Annotated in this window: 13 protein-coding genes; 7 read left to right on the top strand and 6 right to left on the bottom strand. The window is 62.9% G+C overall.

All coding sequences use genetic code 11. The features are described from left to right. Window positions 1-19: 19 nt before the first annotated feature. Together FYB76_RS23595 and FYB76_RS23590 are read right to left on the bottom strand one after the other, a co-directional pair. Complete coding sequence (locus tag FYB76_RS23595; RefSeq protein ID WP_154135254.1) at window positions 20-1,939, bottom strand: phosphatidylserine/phosphatidylglycerophosphate/cardiolipin synthase family protein; 1,920 nt, start codon at window positions 1,937-1,939, stop codon at window positions 20-22. A 26-nt stretch (window positions 1,940-1,965) separates the two neighbouring features. Next, a complete protein-coding gene (locus FYB76_RS23590) occupies window positions 1,966-4,866 on the bottom strand; it encodes a type VI secretion system Vgr family protein (RefSeq protein ID WP_154135253.1) in 2,901 nt (966 codons plus the stop codon). 183 nt (window positions 4,867-5,049) lie between these two features. On the opposite strand from FYB76_RS23590, the gene FYB76_RS23585 reads away from it, so the two are divergent. The 7 genes from FYB76_RS23585 to FYB76_RS23555 all read left to right on the top strand — a co-directional run bounded on the left by FYB76_RS23585 (window position 5,050) and on the right by FYB76_RS23555 (window position 13,421). Next, the gene (locus tag FYB76_RS23585; RefSeq protein WP_121042390.1) at window positions 5,050-5,424 is read left to right on the top strand and encodes an RNA-binding S4 domain-containing protein; all 375 of its coding nucleotides are present in this window, start codon (window positions 5,050-5,052) and stop codon (window positions 5,422-5,424) included. A gap of 83 nt (window positions 5,425-5,507) precedes the next feature. After that, on the top strand, window positions 5,508-5,969 hold the full coding sequence (locus FYB76_RS23580; RefSeq protein WP_154135276.1) for a hypothetical protein: 462 nt from the start codon (window positions 5,508-5,510) through the stop codon (window positions 5,967-5,969). 216 nt (window positions 5,970-6,185) lie between these two features. Then, a complete protein-coding gene (locus tag FYB76_RS23575; protein WP_088755786.1) occupies window positions 6,186-6,887 on the top strand; it encodes a TetR/AcrR family transcriptional regulator in 702 nt (233 codons plus the stop codon). 17 nt (window positions 6,888-6,904) lie between these two features. After that, window positions 6,905-8,695 carry an acyl-CoA dehydrogenase C-terminal domain-containing protein gene (locus tag FYB76_RS23570; RefSeq protein ID WP_088755787.1) on the top strand — a complete coding sequence of 597 codons (1,791 nt, stop codon included), beginning with the start codon at window positions 6,905-6,907 and terminating at the stop codon, window positions 8,693-8,695. Between the two features lie 222 nt (window positions 8,696-8,917). Continuing rightward, a complete protein-coding gene (locus FYB76_RS23565; protein ID WP_284076625.1) occupies window positions 8,918-11,305 on the top strand; it encodes a 3-hydroxyacyl-CoA dehydrogenase/enoyl-CoA hydratase family protein in 2,388 nt (795 codons plus the stop codon). 50 nt (window positions 11,306-11,355) lie between these two features. Then, window positions 11,356-12,552: an acetyl-CoA C-acyltransferase gene (locus FYB76_RS23560; protein ID WP_008334355.1), complete on the top strand. Its 1,197-nt coding sequence runs from the start codon at window positions 11,356-11,358 to the stop codon at window positions 12,550-12,552. A gap of 104 nt (window positions 12,553-12,656) precedes the next feature. Next, entirely contained in the window at window positions 12,657-13,421 is a 765-nt protein-coding gene (locus tag FYB76_RS23555; RefSeq protein ID WP_154135250.1) for an enoyl-CoA hydratase, read from the top strand. A gap of 27 nt (window positions 13,422-13,448) precedes the next feature. Here the strand turns inward: FYB76_RS23555 and FYB76_RS23550 are convergent, their stop codons facing one another. The 4 genes from FYB76_RS23550 to FYB76_RS23535 are packed head-to-tail and all read right to left on the bottom strand — an operon-like array spanning window position 13,449 to window position 17,106. Further along, window positions 13,449-13,952 (bottom strand): Lrp/AsnC family transcriptional regulator, encoded by a 504-nt coding sequence (locus FYB76_RS23550; protein ID WP_088755790.1) that lies wholly within the window; start codon window positions 13,950-13,952, stop codon window positions 13,449-13,451. Between the two features lie 29 nt (window positions 13,953-13,981). Then, window positions 13,982-15,343 (bottom strand): aspartate aminotransferase family protein, encoded by a 1,362-nt coding sequence (locus FYB76_RS23545; RefSeq protein WP_154135248.1) that lies wholly within the window; start codon window positions 15,341-15,343, stop codon window positions 13,982-13,984. Beyond that, window positions 15,340-16,407 (bottom strand): phosphotransferase, encoded by a 1,068-nt coding sequence (locus FYB76_RS23540; protein WP_154135247.1) that lies wholly within the window; start codon window positions 16,405-16,407, stop codon window positions 15,340-15,342. Before FYB76_RS23540 ends, FYB76_RS23545 begins: the two co-directional genes overlap by 4 nt. A gap of 33 nt (window positions 16,408-16,440) precedes the next feature. Then, window positions 16,441-17,106 carry a haloacid dehalogenase type II gene (locus FYB76_RS23535; RefSeq protein WP_154135245.1) on the bottom strand — a complete coding sequence of 222 codons (666 nt, stop codon included), beginning with the start codon at window positions 17,104-17,106 and terminating at the stop codon, window positions 16,441-16,443. Window positions 17,107-17,165 lie beyond the last annotated feature (59 nt).

Raw genomic sequence — 17,165 nt, 5'->3', positions numbered from 1 at the left:
TCGTTGGCATGGGCAGGAGTTATGCGATTCGCATATTGGATGTGCGCTTATCTTCGAAGGGGATAAGGAAGCCCTTGCAAGGTTTTTGGTCGTCTTTACTTATCTTGTTCTCAGACAATAATTTGACCCAAGCCTTAAATGCTTCTTGAATAGCGTGATGGCCTCCGTCTCCGCCATTGCACCTGATCGCATCGTCCGTGTGCATAGTGAAAACTCGTGATCGCAAGTTCTCGCTCAACAGCGGATCATCACACCCGATGTTGATCTCAGCATCTACCGCCATGCTGCGCAGATTCATGTTGGCGCTACCCAACGTAAAGAACGCATCGTCGATGATCATCAACTTGCTGTGGATGTAGATCTCGCGATATTTTTCCCCTTTGCTGTCGCCGGCATGATCGTAGGTCCACAGACTGGCTACGAGTGTTTTGATGCCGAGGGAATCGAGCTCCTTGGCAATGTCGGCATTGCTCCGTGATTCACTATCAGGAGAGGCCGGCTTGGATCCCCGCACCAGCTCTGGCGGAGCACCATTTTTCCTTTCCTTGAACTCGTAGGTCGCCAGTTCTTTCTCCCGTTCCCGGAGAGCCAGCTCTCGTTCCACCTCCTTGTCCTGATTGGGCATCGATGTGCCGTGCCCGAGCGCCTTGACGGTCTCATGCGTAGCCGGAACCATCTGCGGGCGCTCTGGAGTGGGGATGACGATGAAGACATGCAGATCGGGGAGCTTGTTCATCGGCTGCCCCGCAGCCTTCCATGCTGTGATGAAATCACGCCGCAGCTGCTTGAGATACTTCGCCCACTCCGCGTACTGGAAATACTGGTTTTCGATGTAGATGTAATTGGACGCGAAGCTGGTTGCTTGCCGATAGAGGCGCTGGATGGTCTTGTCGCCTTCCTCCGCCTGTGTGCGCACGATCTGCGCGCGATGAGCGGCCTTGCCAGCGCGAACCTTCAGGCCAGCCGGTGGTGAGCGCAGGTCGTGCATGCGCTGGATTTGTTGGTCGGCTGTGGCTACCCGATTCCAGGCATCCACGAAATTCTTGCTCACGCTGATCAGGGCCTCGCCGCAAATGCGGCAGGCATAGTCCTGCAGCGGTTTAAGCCCGGGAAGTTCATCCCCGCCACCTTCCCACGATTGGCCCCGGCGCGGGTCGTAAAACAAGTGCTTTCGCGTATCCCAATAATCGGTGACGCTGTTCAGTCCCATTACGTAGCCGACCGCATGTTCTCCCTGCGCATGGTCGTAGTCGATGAGTATTGTTTTCTGATGGGCAGTCGATGCTTGGACCAGGGATTGGTGCTCAGTCATCGACAGCCTGGCGGAACGCTCTTCTGCCAAGCTCTGGCGGACTTTATCGGCGTCGCCCGCGCGGACCTTGAAGGTGAGATGAGGATGCGTGCCGTGAGTGGCCTCAAAGAACCACAAAGCGTTGAAATGGTCACGGCGTTCCTGCGGCGAAAGCCCAGCTTCATAAGATTTTCCGGAGAGTCGTTCGTGATGCCGGATGCGCTTGACCTGCTGGGCGTCGAGCTTGCCGTAGCCCGGCGTATTGTTGGCCATGGCCGAGATCGGGCTCTCATTCCAGCACAGCACCCGTACCTCTACCGGCTTGCCATTGTTGTACTTGCCGGCCGCGACCTCCCTGAGCAAATCCCCCCAGGTCGGCCCACGCGGCCAGGTGTTGCCCTTGCGTTCCAGCTCCATGGCAGGGTCGAATCCCCAGCAGATGATTTCCACGCTGTGCTTTGCTTGGCGGATGTCCTGCAGGATGCGGGCAAATCCTTCTTCGCCACAGATCAGCACTTCAAGCTGGTTGGCGTGATAGATCGGGGAATTGCTGTCTTCTGCGCGCTCCAGCAGCCATTGCGCTGTTGCGGTAGCACTACGTTTGCGCAGATCGATGGGAACGCTGCCTGGATGGTAGGTCTGTGTCATGGCGATGATCAAAAAGGGGAAGGGGTTCAGGCGCCTGCATGGCGCAGGCGGCTTTCTGCGTCCGCTTCAGTGCTGCGGTAGCCCGAGGCCGCCAGCTGTTGGTCCAGTGCACTGATCTCTTCGTGGACCGGCAAATCAAAGCGGTAGCCGTTGGGGAGCTCGACCGAGTAGCTGTTGTCGCCCGGCTGATGGTCTTCGATCCGTAATCGCCCGGCCGCGTCAGTGACGCCCTCGGCGATCTGCGCCCCCTGTTTGAAGAGCGTATAGGGTTGGTGTGCCAGCGGCCTTCCATGGCGCGCATGACTGCGCAAGCGCACCAGCAAACTGTCGCTCTGCTGCAAGTCTTCATAGGTGGGCGGCGGCGGTATTTCCGGTGGCGGACAATTGGCCGGGCCCAGCACATTGTGCTCGGCCGCCTGTTGCCGCCACTGTCCGCTGGTGCCGTGTTCGATGAGGCTGGCGTGCCAGCGGCTGAAGCTGCCGCCTCCATTGATTTCGGTGTTGTCGCGCGAACGGATGCTGATCTTCGGGGCCTGCAGGATGATCTCCTCGCTGGCCTCCAGCAGGATGCGTCGCGCAGCCTGAAGCTCGATGTGTTCTTCGTGAGCCTGTACCTGGACGCTGCCCTTGCCGCTGATCAGCTTCATGTGCTTGGCCGCAAAGGCAGCGAACAGTTCTCCCGCCCGCATCAGCAGCTTGCGTCCGGCACTGAGCTGGATATTGTCCCGGCTGACCAGGTCGATATGCCGCGTCGCGCCCAGTACCATGGTGTCCTGGCTGGTCACGCTCACGCCGGCCGGCGCGTCGAGGGCGACCATGGGTGCCGCAGCGTGCCTTGTGCCGGCGGCCCCTTCGCTCGACTCCCATGCTTGCAGTTGCTTCCTGATGCGCTCCAGTTGCGCCAGATCGGTCGCTTCTGCGTGGTGCCTGGCGGCATCCTGGCTCAAACGCTGCGCCAGTTCCTCCAGGCTGCGCAGCGTGTCCAGCAGGGTCTCCCGCTCCAGCATGCGGCCACGCCCACCGTCCTGTGCTTGCGCCGTAATGAGGACACCCTTTGCCCCGCGCAGGACGCCATGCCCATCCGTGCGCATTTCCAGCCCCTCGCCACGATCATCGCCATGTCCATCGTGGCGCGGTTCGGTGAGATAACCCAGGTTGATCTGGCTGTGCTGGTGCTCGCTGGCCAGTTGCGAGCTGATCTGTCCTGGCGTGTCGTCCAGGCGCAGCTGGTTGTAGCGCGCGCCGTCGATCTCCTTGGACTTGATCCCGGAGAGAAAACGATTGCCGGGCAAACCGCCACCGTGGCTGAAGCGGGCGGGATGGTTGATGCCGTTGTGCAGGACACCGGCGACGACCATCTTGTCGGGATCACCCCCGAGGAAATCTATCAGTACTTCCATGCCCACCCGCGGCACGGCATCCTGCCCATAGCCTGCACCCGCCCAGGCGCTCGATACGCGCACAAAAGCGCTGTCGCGGTCCTCTCCGGTGGTACCCGCGCCTTGCGCATGAACATGGTCTTCCGCATGCAGTCCCTGCAGTTGCACCTTGATGCGACCAAGTTCGTCGCAGTACACCTCCTCGCGTGCAGGACCGACCACCAAGGCAGTGATCGGATGCACGGGGGGCAGGTGCAATCTCGGGTCGTAGTGCGGTGCTAGCGTCGCACTACGGCGGCGGCAGATGAGCTGGTTGCGGTAGCGCATGTCCGCTGCACCCGGCACCTCGGCTTGCCAGATGGAGGCGGGCAGCAGGCGCTCGATGGCATCCTGCAGCGCTTTGGGGAAATTGTTTTCAGCCTGTTGCCGTAACGAGGTCACGATGAATTCGCGCAAGGTGCGATCGTGTCCGCGTAGGTCGGGATGCCCTTCCAGCACGAACCAGTGCCCCACGGCCAGATCGCGCACCGTGCCACTGGCCTCGAAGGATTCGCTGCGGCCCTCGTGCGCCATCATGCGGGCATGGGCCATGCGCAAGTGATCTTGCTGGCCGTCGGCCGTGTGCGGGGCCTCGATGAGCCCGTCATCCAGGACACAGGCCAAGGCCCTGCCCGCATCGCCCTGGTCGAGTACATTTTGACTGGCCACCTCGTCCACGCGCACCGCCTTGTAGTCCCAGCTGCCGCGCCACACACGCCCCGGCACCAGGCTGCGCTGCCGGCTCCAGGCGTTGATGGTGTCGCGCTGCTCGGTAGCGCCGGCGCGGTGGTAACGCACGGTGCCGGCAGCGGCCTGGGGCAGCAGCGCGGCGTAATCACAAAACACCAGCGTGTGCATCGGAACGCCCGCATCGGCTGGCTTGCCAGTATCGTCCGCAGGCTGGGCGCTGGCTATGTACCAGCCGATGCCTTCGCGCCGGCAGAGGCGTCTGATGAAGTGCGCGTCGGATTCGTTGAACTGATGACTGATCTCGCGCACCGGATAGCGGCGATTTTCCAGGCGATGGAGGTCGAAGTGAAACGCCGCCGCCAGTGCCGGGCTGCGCTGGCGCCATTCACCCAGCATGATCTCCAGGATGCGGGGTACGCTCAGTTGACGGAAGATGCGGGTATTGATGCGCTCCTCCATGATCGACAGCGCGTCCTTGAGCGTGAGCTGGTAGATCCGCAACGCCCCGTCGGCGTGGCCTGCGCGCGCCTCGGTGATGATCCCGTTCGTGTGATGCAGCCCGCCACGGTCGGTCACCATTTCGATGCCCAGCGGCTGTCCCAGCAGGGCCTGCAGCGGCAGTTCAGGATCGCTGGAAACGCAGGTCAGTTTCGCCTGCAGTCCTTCCAGCCAGGCTTCCTCGATATCGACCCGCTGCACCAGCAGCCATTGCGCGAAACGGGTTTCCTGCGGTCGCCAGCGCAGCCTGAGCGGGCGGTGTTGCTGCGAGAGTACGGCGCTGGCGAACGCCGCAGCGATGGTCTGGAGGTGATCTGTCATGGCGGAATGGACTGCAGCAACAAGCGTGGTCACAAAAACCGCCCAGCATAGGGACGCCAGCCCGCCAGGACGCCGATCCGCCAAAGAAAGGAAGTGAATCCCGATTTTCTTGAGCAAATGATTCAAAAAATATCGATAATTACCGCTACCTACTGAGCGTCACTCACCAATTCACATCCTGACATGGACACCACCCGCATCGACAAATGGTGCTGGGCCGCACGCTTCTTCAAGACGCGATCGCAGGCCACCGAAGCCGTGGAGCGCGGCCGCATCAAGCTCAACGGCGAGCGCACCAAGCCCGCCCACAACGTCAGGAATGGCGACCGCCTGGATATCGACAACGGTTCCACCGAATGGGAGGTGCTGGTCACGGGCATCGCCGACAAGCGCGGCTCGGCCGCCATTGCCGCCACCCTGTACCAGGAAACCGAAGAGAGCATCGCGCGGCGTGCTGCGCTGGCCGAACGCCATCGCCTCTTCCGCGAACCCTCGGCCGAGATCAAGGGACGCCCGACCAAGCGTGACCGCCGACTGCTCGACCGGTCCTCATCCTGATCCCGCTGCAACGCGGGCTCGTTGTAAGATGAGGACCGTTTTCCCCGGCCTGTCTTTTCTCCAACCCAGGTGCAAAGGTGCAGATGTCTCAGGTGGTCTCTTCCGAATCGATGCAGTCCGTCCCCGTGGCCCGTCCCCTGCGCAAGGAGTGCCCGCCCGGTGCCTGCGATTGCCAGCGTGAAGCGCTGCTGGAATGCCTGCACGCGCCCGAAGCCCGCGTGCTCTGGCTTACCCGTGAAGAAGAAAAACGCCTGATCGAACGCATCACCCGCATCAGCACCTACGACGAGCTGCTGCATGTGGGCAGCCTGATGCGCAAGAACCTCGGCATCCACCTGCACATCAGCCCCGGCCCCAACGAGGTGCGCACCGTGCGCGGCCTGCAGATCCACCTGGCCGAGCAGCCCGGCCTGTGCCGCAAGACGCGCGATACCATCCCGGCAGCCATCCGCAAGTGCCTGGAAAACAACCCCACCATCGTCTACGCCCTGCTCGATGCCCACGACCTGCTGGGTGCCGCCAATCCCCCTCCCGCGTCCGCCTGAAGGCTTGCCACCCGGCAAAATCCGTACCGCAAGACGGCCCGATTTTTTGTTTGACATTTGCGGCGTGATGAATAATAGTACGATCGTTCGAATAAATTCTGCATGAAGATAAATTCATGTCAGTTTATCCAGGGCACAAGACAGCGGACCCCGAGCCGCGCCCGTCGAACCGGTTCCTTCCCGTCGCCGTCTGCGGCGGATATCAAAGAGACAACGATGACTGAGACAAGCAAGGTGACCACCGCGCCCGCCCGGCCCAAGTTCCTGCGCAAGGGCGAGCAGACCCGCGCCGCCATCCTGGATGTGGCGCTGGAGCTGGCCAGCCGTGATGGCCTGGAAGGGCTCACCATCGGCCTGCTGGCGGAGAAGATGAAGATGAGCAAGTCCGGCGTCTTCGCCCATTTCGGCTCGCGCGAGGACCTGCAGATCGAGGTCGTGCGCCTGTACCACAACCGCTTCGAGCAGGACGTGTTCTATCCCTCCATCAAAGAGCCGCGCGGCCTGCCGCGCCTGGAAGGCATGTTCGCGCGCTGGATCAAGCAGGTCACGGTGGAAATCGCCCTGGGCTGCATCTACATCAGCGGCGCGGTCGAGTATGACGACCGCCCCGGCGCCATCCGCGATCACCTGGTGGCCATGGTCCAGGCCTGGCGCGATGCGCTGGAGCGCTGCATCAAGCAGGCCATGGAAGCCGGCCACCTGCGCACCGACATCGAGGTCAGCCAGATGGTCTATGAAATGTATGGCCTGATCCTGGCCCTGCATCACGATGCGCGCTTCCTGCACATCCCCGGCAGCGTTGAACGTGCCGAGGCCAGCTTCCGCCGCCTCATCGACAGCTACCGCCCGCAGGGCAGCGACAGCGCCAGCACCAGCACCCCCAAGAATTCCAAATCGGCTGCCAGGAAGGCAGCGTAACCCGTCCGGAGACATCCATGCCCCAATACAACGCCCCCTTGCGCGACATGCAATTCGTGCTGCACGAGCTGCTCAATGTCGAGGAAGTGTTCAAGGAACTGCCGCCCCACGCCGACACCAACCGCGAACTGGTGGACCAGGTACTGGAAGAGGGCGGCAAGTTCGCCTCGCAGGTCCTGTTCCCGCTGAACCATTCGGGTGACCGCGAGGGCTGCCATTTCGATCGCGAGAGCAAGTCCGTGACCACGCCCAAGGGTTTCAAGGAAGCCTACAAGCAATATGTGGAAGCCGGCTGGGCGGCGTTGTCCTGTGATCCGGACTTCGGCGGCCAGGGCCTGCCGCTGACGATCAACAACTCCTTCTACGAGATGCTGAACTCGTCCAACCAGGCCTGGACCATGTACCCCGGCCTCTCGCACGGTGCCTACGAGTGCCTGCATGCGCACGGTTCGGACGAACAGAAGCAGCTCTACCTGCCCAAGCTGGTCTCGGGCGAATGGACCGGCACCATGTGCCTGACCGAAGCCCACTGCGGTACCGACCTGGGCCTCTTGCGCAGCAAGGCCGAGCCGCAGGCCGATGGCTCCTACAAGATCACCGGCAACAAGATTTTCATCTCCGCTGGTGAAAACGACGTGTCCGCCAACATCGTTCACCTGGTCCTGGCCCGTCTGCCCGATGCACCCGAAGGTTCGAAGGGGATTTCACTTTTCCTGGTGCCCAAGTTCCTGCCCAATGCCGACGGCTCGCTGGGCGCACGCAACCCGATCTTCTGCGGTGCCATCGAAGAGAAGATGGGCATCCACGGCAACGCCACCTGCCAGATGAACCTGGATGGCGCCACCGGCTGGCTGATCGGCCAGCCGCACAAAGGCCTGCAGGCGATGTTCGTGTTCATGAACGCAGCCCGCCTGGGCGTGGGCATGCAAGGCCTGGGCTTGACCGAAGTGGCTTACCAGAACGCCCTGGTCTACGCCAAGGACCGCCTGCAGATGCGCAGCCTGTCCGGCATCAAGGCCGCCGACAAGCCGGCCGATCCGATCATCGTGCATCCGGACGTGCGCCGCATGCTGCTGACCGCCAAGGCCTTCGCCGAAGGTGGCCGTGCTTTCACCTCCTATGTCGCGCTGGAGCTGGACAAGGAACTGACCCACCCGGATGAACAAGTACGCAAGGACAGCGCCGACATCGTGGCCCTGCTGACCCCGGTGGTGAAGGCCTTCCTGACCGACAACGCCTGGATGGCCACCTCCGAGTGCCTGCAGGTCTACGGCGGCCATGGCTACATCGCCGAGTGGGGCATGGAGCAATACGTGCGCGATGCCCGCATCAACATGATTTATGAAGGAACCAACACCATCCAGTCACTGGACCTGCTGGGCCGCAAGATCCTGATGGACAACGGCGCCAAGCTGAAGAAATTCGGCGCGCAGATCCAGGCCTTCGTGGAAGAGCACGGTACCGATGAATCCATGTCCGAGTTCATCACCCCGCTGGCCGACATCGGCGACAAGGTGACCAAGCTGACCATGGAAATCGGCATGAAGTCCTTCGCCAACCAGGATGAAGCCGGCGCGGCTGCCGTGCCTTACCTGCGCGTGGTTGGCCACCTGGTGTTCTCCTACCTGTTCGCGCGCATGGCCAAGATCGCGCTGGAAAAGCAGGACAGCGGCGACGCCTTCTACACCGCCAAGCTGGCCACGGCGCGCTTCTACTTTGCGCGCCTGCTGCCGGAAACCGCGATGCTGATCCGCCAGGCCCGTTCGGGTGCGGCCAACCTGATGGCGCTGGACGCAGAACTGTTCTGATCGCAACACCACGCCGCGCGCGGGCTGCACGCCTGCACGCGGCGTTGATCCAACGCAATGCGGCCCGTGACGGCGTCACGCGGGCGTCACTGCGGCAGGGCATGCTGTGAGCCGCCGCACCAGGGATAAAGAGCGTACAGTGAGCGCTCGCCCCTGCGGCGCAGCACCTTGCCAGGCCCGAATTCATGTTTCATGTTTGCAGCACCAGCAAAGGAGATTTGCGTGTCCAATTTCATCGTCAAAAAAGTGGCCGTGCTCGGCGCGGGCGTCATGGGGGCCCAGATTGCCGCCCACTGCATCAATGCCCGCGTGCCGGTCGTGCTGTTCGACCTGCCGGCCAAGGAAGGCCCGAAGAACGGCATCGTGCAACGCGCCATCGAGAACCTGAAGAAACTCAGCCCGGCACCGCTGGGCAACAAGGATGACGCGGCCCTGATCCAGGTCGCCAACTACGAGGATGACCTGGCCGTGCTGGAAGGCTGCGACCTCATCATCGAAGCCATCGCCGAGCGCATGGACTGGAAGCATGACCTCTACAAGAAGGTCGCCCCGCACATCGGCCCCAAGGCCATCTTCGCCTCCAATACCTCGGGCCTGTCGATCAATGCCTTGTCCGAAGGTTTCGATGCCGGCCTGAAGGCGCGCTTCTGCGGCGTGCACTTCTTCAACCCGCCGCGCTACATGCACCTGGTCGAACTGATCCCGACCCAATCGACCGAACCGCACATCCTCGACCAGCTCGAAGCCTTCCTCACCACCACGCTGGGCAAGGGCGTGGTGCGAGCCTTCGACACCCCGAACTTCGTGGCCAACCGCGTGGGCGTGTTCGGCATCCTGGCCACCATCATCGAAGCCGAGAAGTATGGCCTCTCGGTCGATGTGGTCGATGACCTGACCGGTGCCAAGCTGGGCCGTGCCAAGTCCGGTACCTTCCGTACCGCCGACGTGGTGGGCCTGGATACCATGGGCCACGTCATCAGGACCATGCAGGACAACCTGAAGGACGATCCCTTCTTCTCCTCCTATGCCACCCCGCCGCTGCTGGCCAAGCTGGTCGAGCAGGGCGCACTGGGCCAGAAGAGCGGTGCCGGTTTCTACAAGAAGGTCGGCAAGGACATCCTGCGCATCGATCCGGCCAAGGGTGACTACGTTCCGGGCGGTGCCAAGGCCGATGACATCATCGCCCGCATCCTCAAGGAAAAGGATCCGGTCAAGCGCATGAAGGCGCTGCATGATTCGACCAATCCGCAAGGCCAGTTCCTGTGGGCCATCTTCCGCGATGCCTTCCACTACATCGCCGTGCACCTGGAATCGGTGGCCGACAACGCCCGTGACCTGGACTTCGCCATGCGCTGGGGCTTCGGCTGGAGCGTCGGTCCCTTCGAGACCTGGCAAGCCGCCGGCTGGAAGCAGATCGCGCAATGGGTCAAGGAAGACATTGAGGCCGGCCGTGCACTCTCCACCGCACCGCTGCCCGACTGGGTCTTCGATGGCCGTGACGGCGTGCATTCGGAGAAGGGTTCCTGGTCGCCTTCCAAGAAGGCTGACGTGGCCCGTTCCGAACTGCCGGTCTACCAGCGCCAGGCCTTCCGTGCCCCGCTGGTGGGCGAAGGTGCCGCCGATGGCAAGAGCGCCGGCACCACCTTCTTTGAAGACGAATCGGTCCGCATCTGGCACCAGAATGACGATGTGCTGATCCTGTCCTTCAAGACCAAGATGCACGTGATCGGCCAGGGCGTGATCGATGGCATGAACAAGGCCGTCACCGAAGCCGAACAGAACTTCAAGGGCCTGGTGATCTGGCATCCGGATGCGGCCGAAGGCGGCGCCTTCTCGGCCGGTGCCGACCTGCAGTCGATGCTGCCGCTGTTCATGTCCGGTGGCGTCAAAGCGATTGAGCCGGTGGTGCACCAGCTGCAGCAGGCGCACCAGCGCCTGAAGTACGCCAGCGTGCCGGTGATTGCCGCTGTGGCGGGTCTGGCTTTGGGAGGTGGCTGCGAATTGCTGCTGCATACCGCCAAGCGCGTGGTCTCCATCGAGTCCTATATCGGCCTGGTGGAAGTGGGCGTGGGCCTGATCCCGGCCGGTGGCGGCCTGAAGGAAGCGGCCGTGCGCGCGGCCAAGGAAGCCAAAGGCAATGACATCCTGCAATTCCTGAAGGAATACATGCTGGCCGCGGCCACTGCCAATGTCTCCAAGTCCGCACTGGAAGCGCGCAAGCTGGGTTACCTGCGCGAAGATGACGTCATCGTCTTCAACCCCTATGAATTGCTGCACGTGGCCAAGGTCGAGGCGCGCGCGCTGTTCGATGCCGGCTACCGTCCGCAGCTGCCGCCGCAGGTGCCGGTGATCGGCCGCAACGGCCTGGCCACCATCATGGCGCAGCTGGTCAACATGCGTGATGGCGGCTTCATCTCGGCCCACGACTTCAAGCTCGGCAAGATGATCGCCGAGACTGTCGCCGGTGGCGAGGTGGAAGAGGGCAGCATCGTCAATGAACAATGGCTGCTCGACATCGAGCGCAAGTTCTTCATGGAGCTGCTCAACCACCCCAAGACCCAGGAACGCATCATGGGCATGATGCAAACCGGCAAGCCTGTGCGCAATTAATGAAACCTCTTTCCCCCTGAAGGGGAGGGAGAGTCCAAGGAGATTTGGTAATGAGCAAACAACTGCAAGACGCCTACATCGTCGCCGCCACCCGCACCCCCATCGGCAAGGCGCCGCGTGGCATGTTCAAGAACACCCGCCCGGATGACCTGCTGGTGCGTGCCATCCAGTCCGCCGTCGCACAAGTGCCGGGCCTGGACCCCAAGCTGATCGAGGACGCCATCGTCGGCTGCTCCTTCCCCGAAGGCGCACAGGGCCTCAACATGGCGCGCAATGCCGTGCTGCTGGCCGGCCTGCCCAATACCATCGGCGGCGTCACCATCAACCGCTACTGCGCCTCCGGCATCACCGCCATCGCCATGGCCGCTGACCGCATCCGCGTCGGTGAAGCTGACGTCATGATCGCCGCCGGTGCCGAATCGATGTCGATGGTGCCGATGATGGGCTTCCATCCTTCCATCAACATCAATGCCTTCAAGGATGAGAACGTCGGCATGGCTTATGGCATGGGCCTGACCGCCGAGAAGGTGGCACAGCAGTGGAAGGTCTCGCGGGAAGCACAGGACGAGTTCTCGCTGGCCTCGCACCAGAAGGCCATCGCCGCCCAGCAGGCCGGTGAATTCGCCGACGAGATGACCTCGGTCGAGATCGTCGAGCGCTTCCCCAACCTGGCTACCGGCGAGATCGACATCAAGACCCGTACCGTCGCCCTGGACGAAGGTCCGCGTGCCGATTCCAACCTGGCCGCGCTGGCCAAGCTCAAGCCTGTCTTCGCCGCCAAGGGCAGCGTCACCGCAGGCAACAGCTCGCAGACCTCCGATGGCGCAGGTGCGCTGATCATCGTCTCGGAAAAGATCCTGAAGCAATTCAACCTGACCCCGCTGGCGCGCTTCGTCTCCTTCGCGGTGCGCGGCGTGCCGCCGGAGATCATGGGCATCGGCCCGAAGGAAGCGATTCCTGCGGCCCTCAAGGCCGGCGGCCTGACCCAGGACCAGATCGACTGGATCGAACTGAACGAAGCCTTCGCTGCGCAAGCTTTGGCCGTCATCGGCGACCTCGGCCTGGACCCGAGCAAGGTCAACCCCATGGGCGGCGCGATTGCTTTGGGCCACCCGTTGGGTGCTACCGGTGCGATCCGTGCCGCCACCACCATCCATGCACTGCGCCGCAAGAACCTGAAGTACGGCATGGTGACCATGTGCGTGGGTACCGGCATGGGTGCAGCGGGCATTTTCGAACGCGTCTGATCCGCGCCCGCAAGGCCTGATGTAAAAGCCGCACTGCGCATGCCGTGCGGCTTTTTTTCATGAACCTTATAAATCATTTATAACATTCAAGGAGACCTGTGCAGATGGATATCCAGCTCATCAAGGCCGATGGCGTCCTGACCATCCACTTCGACCGCGAAGACAAGAAGAACGCCATCACCGCCGCCATGTACCAGCAACTGGCTGATGCCCTGAAGGAGGCCGAGACCGACAGCGCGGTGCGCGCCATCCTCTTCACCGGCAAGCCCAAATCCTTTTCGGCCGGCAATGACCTGGAAGATTTCCTGAAGAATCCGCCCAAGACCCAGGACGCACCGGTATTCCAGTTCCTGTGGCAGATCAGCCATGCCAGCAAGCCCATCGTGGCGGCCGTCGCGGGCGTGGCCGTGGGCATCGGTACCACGCTGCTGCTGCATTGCGACCTTGTGTATGCCGCTGACAATGCCAAGTTCTCGATGCCCTTCACGCAACTGGGTTTGTGCCCGGAGGCGGCGTCGTCGCTGCTGTTGCCGCATATCGCCGGTTACCAGCGTGCGGCCGAGAAGCTCTTGCTGGGCGAAGCCTTCGGTGCAGACGAAGCCTGCCAGATGGGTGTGGTCAACCGCGTGCTGCCGCTGGAAGAATTGCTGCCCTATGCGCAGCAGCAGGCCGCCAAGCTGGCGGCACTGCCGGCGGCGTCGATCCGGGTGACCAAGCAGTTGATGAAGAAAAACCGGGTGACAGCGACCGAGCAGCAGATGGTGGCCGAGATCGAGCACTTCTCGCGCATGCTGACCGCGCCCGAGGCCAAGGAAGCGTTCACGGCTTTCTTCGAGAAGCGCAAGCCGGATTTCACCCGGTTTTCCTGAGGGCGGCGACGGCGGGCTCGCCTGCCGTCACTTCCAGCTGCTCTTCCCCGAAGCAATCACCTCCACCGGCTCCACCCGCCGCTCATAGGGATGGCGCAACACAATGCGGCTGGCGAATTTCTCGATGCCGATCTCGTCCTCCAGCAGGCGTTCCATCAGTTCCTGGAACAGCCCAACAGTGGGCGAGACGATCTTGAGCAAATAGTCATACCCCCCGCTGACGTTGTAGCACTCCACGATTTCCGCATACCGGGCTGCCCCCTCTTCGAACTTGCGAAAGTCCGCGGGACGGTGGCTGCCCAGCGTGATTTCGGAAAACACCACGACGTGGCTTCCCAGCTTCTCCAGTGCCACCTGGGCCGCATAACCGGCGATGACGCCGGTTTCTTCCATGCGCTTGGTCCGCGTCAGGCAGGGGCTGGGACTGAGATTGACGGCCTCGGCCAGCTCCACGTTGGAACAGCGGCCCTCGCGCTGCAAGTGCTCGAGGATCTTGATGTCGGTGCGGTCGATGGGGTCGGGGGTGCGCATGGATCGATCATAGCACCGCATCATCGGCCTCAGCCGCGTGTCGCAGCTGCCCGGACTTCGGTCAGCGACTCGTCCAGCGCATCGATCACCATGCCCGCCTGGTCGGCCGACAGCACCAGCGGCGGCCGGATCTTGAGCACGTTGTGGCCCATCGCGCAGGCACTGAGCAGCACGCCCTTCTGGCGCATCCGGTTGACCACTTCGCTGGTGAGCGCCCGGTCCGGCGTACGCTGTGCCCGGTCCGACACCAGTTCCACGCCCACGAACATGCCCGCACCGCGCACGTCGCCGATGGCCTCATGGCGTTCGGCCAGCGCACGGATGCCGTCAAGCAGCACGCCACCGACCTCCCGTGCATGGGGAATCAGGCTTTCGCGTTCTATCGTCTTCAGTACCGCCAGCGCGGCTGCACACGAGACCGTATTGCCGGCGAAGGTATTGAAGTAACGCGAACGCTGCCCGAATTCCTGCAGCACATCGGCGGTCGCCAGGATGCCTGCGACCGGCTGGCCATTGCCCATCGGCTTGCCCATGGTGACGATGTCGGGCGTGACGCCATGGCGCTGGAAACCCCACATGTGCTGGCCGGTGCGGCCGAAGCCCGGCTGCACTTCATCGGCGATGAACAAGCCGCCTGCCGCCTTGATGGCCTGCACCGCCCCCTGCAGAAAGCCCGCAGGTCCGGGGAGGATGCCGTCGCTGGTGAACAGTGAATCCACGATCAGGGCAGCAGGCCGGATGCCGTGGCGTTTCAGGTCGGCGATGGCGGCTTCGACGTCGCGCGTGAATTTTTCTCCCAGGTTCTGCCCCGGCGCGTGATAGGCGCGCGGGGCCGGTACCAGGCGCACATGCGGCCCCAGGTTGACGCTGCTGCCCAGCGAGGGCGAGAACTGCGAGACGGCATCGGTGATGCCGTGATAAGCCGTGTCAGTGACGATGACGCCGGTGCCGCCGGTATGCACCTTGGCGATGCGATAGGCGAGGTCATTGGCTTCGCTGCCGGTGCAGGTGAGCATCAGGTGGGCCAGCGATGTCTCCGGTACCGTCGCCAGCAAGCGCTCGGCCAGCTCCAGGATGGTGTCGTGCAGGTAGCGCGTATTGGTGGCCAGCGTCTGTACCTGTTCGCAGATCGCTGCGGTGACGGCCGGATGGCAGTGTCCCAGCGAAGTGACATTGTTGTACACATCCAGGTAGCGCCGCCCCTGCGGATCGATCAGCCAGACGCCTTCGCCGCGCACGATGTGCAAGGGATGTTCATACATCAGGCGATAGGCCGGCCCCAGCAGGGCATTGCGGCGCTCGATCAGGGCCCCTGTCACGGGGCCGACGTCGGCGCGGCCGGGAATGTAGGCGTTGACCATGGTGAGGTCGGTGGTGGTGGTCGTGCTCATGCAATGCTCCTGTGTCGGATGTCGGAAAGCAGGCGGTCGCGCGCGTCCTGGCGCGGCAGGTCGGCCATCTGGCCGAGCGCCTCCCAGGCCGCCGGGTTGTGCCGCATGATGTAGGCGCGGTTGTGGGGATAGCGCACGGCGCGCCATTCAGAGATGAGGGCCGTGACCAGCTGGCGCGTGACCATCAGGTCGGTGACGATCTCCTGTTCGGGTGCGCTCAGCGGCAGCACGGCGTGATAGGCCGCCACGAATTGTGCCGGCCCGGTAAAGGGATCCTCGTTGCCTGCCATGTGGAAGGCTGCCGCCGTGGCGACTTCACCCACCAGCGGCGCGTGCAGCATGTCGCCGAAATCGATGATGCCGGTGATGCGCTCCTGCTCGTGCGGGGCCACCAGCACGTTGTAGAGGTGATAGTCGTTGTGAATCACCTGCGCACGGACGTCGCGCAGGCGCGGCAACACCTGCTCTTCGAAGCGCGTCATGAAGTGCCGTGCCAGCTGGCGTTTGGCCGGATCCTGCAGGCTCTCCATCTTGTCGCGCAGCCGGTGCGCCGCAGAGACGTTCCACAGCAGGTCGTGATGCGCCCCGGCGTGGTTGAAGCCTTGCAGGGCCAGGTCCAGCCTGGCCAGGCCACTGCCCATGGCGCGCCGCTGGCCGTCGCTGCGGTCGGTATGCTTGATCTGCACGCCGTCGAGGTAGGTCAGCATGCGCACCATGCTGATGCTGCCATCCGGCAGCCTTGCCCGTTCGATGCTTTGCCCGCCCAGCGAGCGCAGCACGCGCGGGATCGGCAGGTCCGGTGCCGCCTGCGCGATGTGATCCAGCGCAGCGATCTGGAAATCCACCACGGTGGCCTGTTCGGACGGATTGCTGATCTTGAGCACGTAGCGCGTGCCATCGGCGCTCTCGATGCAGGCGTTCTGGTCGCGTTCACCGCCCAGCGCAGTGGCCACGCCTTGGATGCCGTAATGTTGCGCGGCCAGCCTTTGCAGCGCCGGCGCCGGCAGGTCAGGTGCCGCCGTGCTGAGGGCGGCGGTATCGGTCGAAGCGGTCTCAAGCATCATGCGTCTCGCATCGCGTGAACGGCCCGGCGTCCATCAGAGGCCCACCAGCGCGGCCAGCTGGCGGAAGTCGGTCAGCCGGCTCACGCCATAACCATCGCAGTAGGGCTCGTGATTGCGATCGATGTAAGCCTTGCCCATGAAGCCGAGGTCTTTGGCCGTCATCAGGTCGTAGCGGAAGCTCGACGAGCAGTGCACCATCTCTTCCGGACCGCAGCCGAGCTGGTCGAACATGTATTCGAAGGCCTGTCCGCGCGGCTTGTAGGCTTGCGCTTGCTCAGCGGTGTAGACCGCATGGAAGGGCGCCTTGAGGTGCGCCACGCTGTGCGGGATCAGGTCGACCATGGAGTTCGACAGGATCACCAGCGGGATGTGCGGGGCGATCTTCTCCAGCGTTTCCACCACATGCGGATGCGGCTGCCAGGTCGGCACGGCTGCATAGAGCGCCTGCGCATCGCTGGCGCGGTACTCCACGCCATGAGCGTGACAGGCACGTTGGATGGCGCTTTCCACCACGTCGAAGAAGGGCTTCCAGGCGCCCAGCACTTCGTCCAGACGATAGAAGCGGAAGCTGTTCAGGAAGGCCGGCATGCGCTTCTCGTCGACACGATCGGCAAAGAGTGTGCGGGCGGTCGGACCCATCTCGAAATTGATCAGGGTTCCATAGCAGTCAAAACTGATGTACTTCGGCTTGAAAGTCATTTGCTCAAACTCCTTCGTTGGGGATGGAAGAAGTATGGCCGCCGGCCTCCAACTAATAA

The sequence above is a fragment of the Herbaspirillum sp. CAH-3 genome, from assembly GCF_009668275.1.
GTDB classification, from domain to species: domain Bacteria; phylum Pseudomonadota; class Gammaproteobacteria; order Burkholderiales; family Burkholderiaceae_D; genus Herbaspirillum; species Herbaspirillum aquaticum.
Note: the sequence above shows the minus strand (reverse complement) of the source record. Positions and strands in the feature narration are given on the sequence as shown.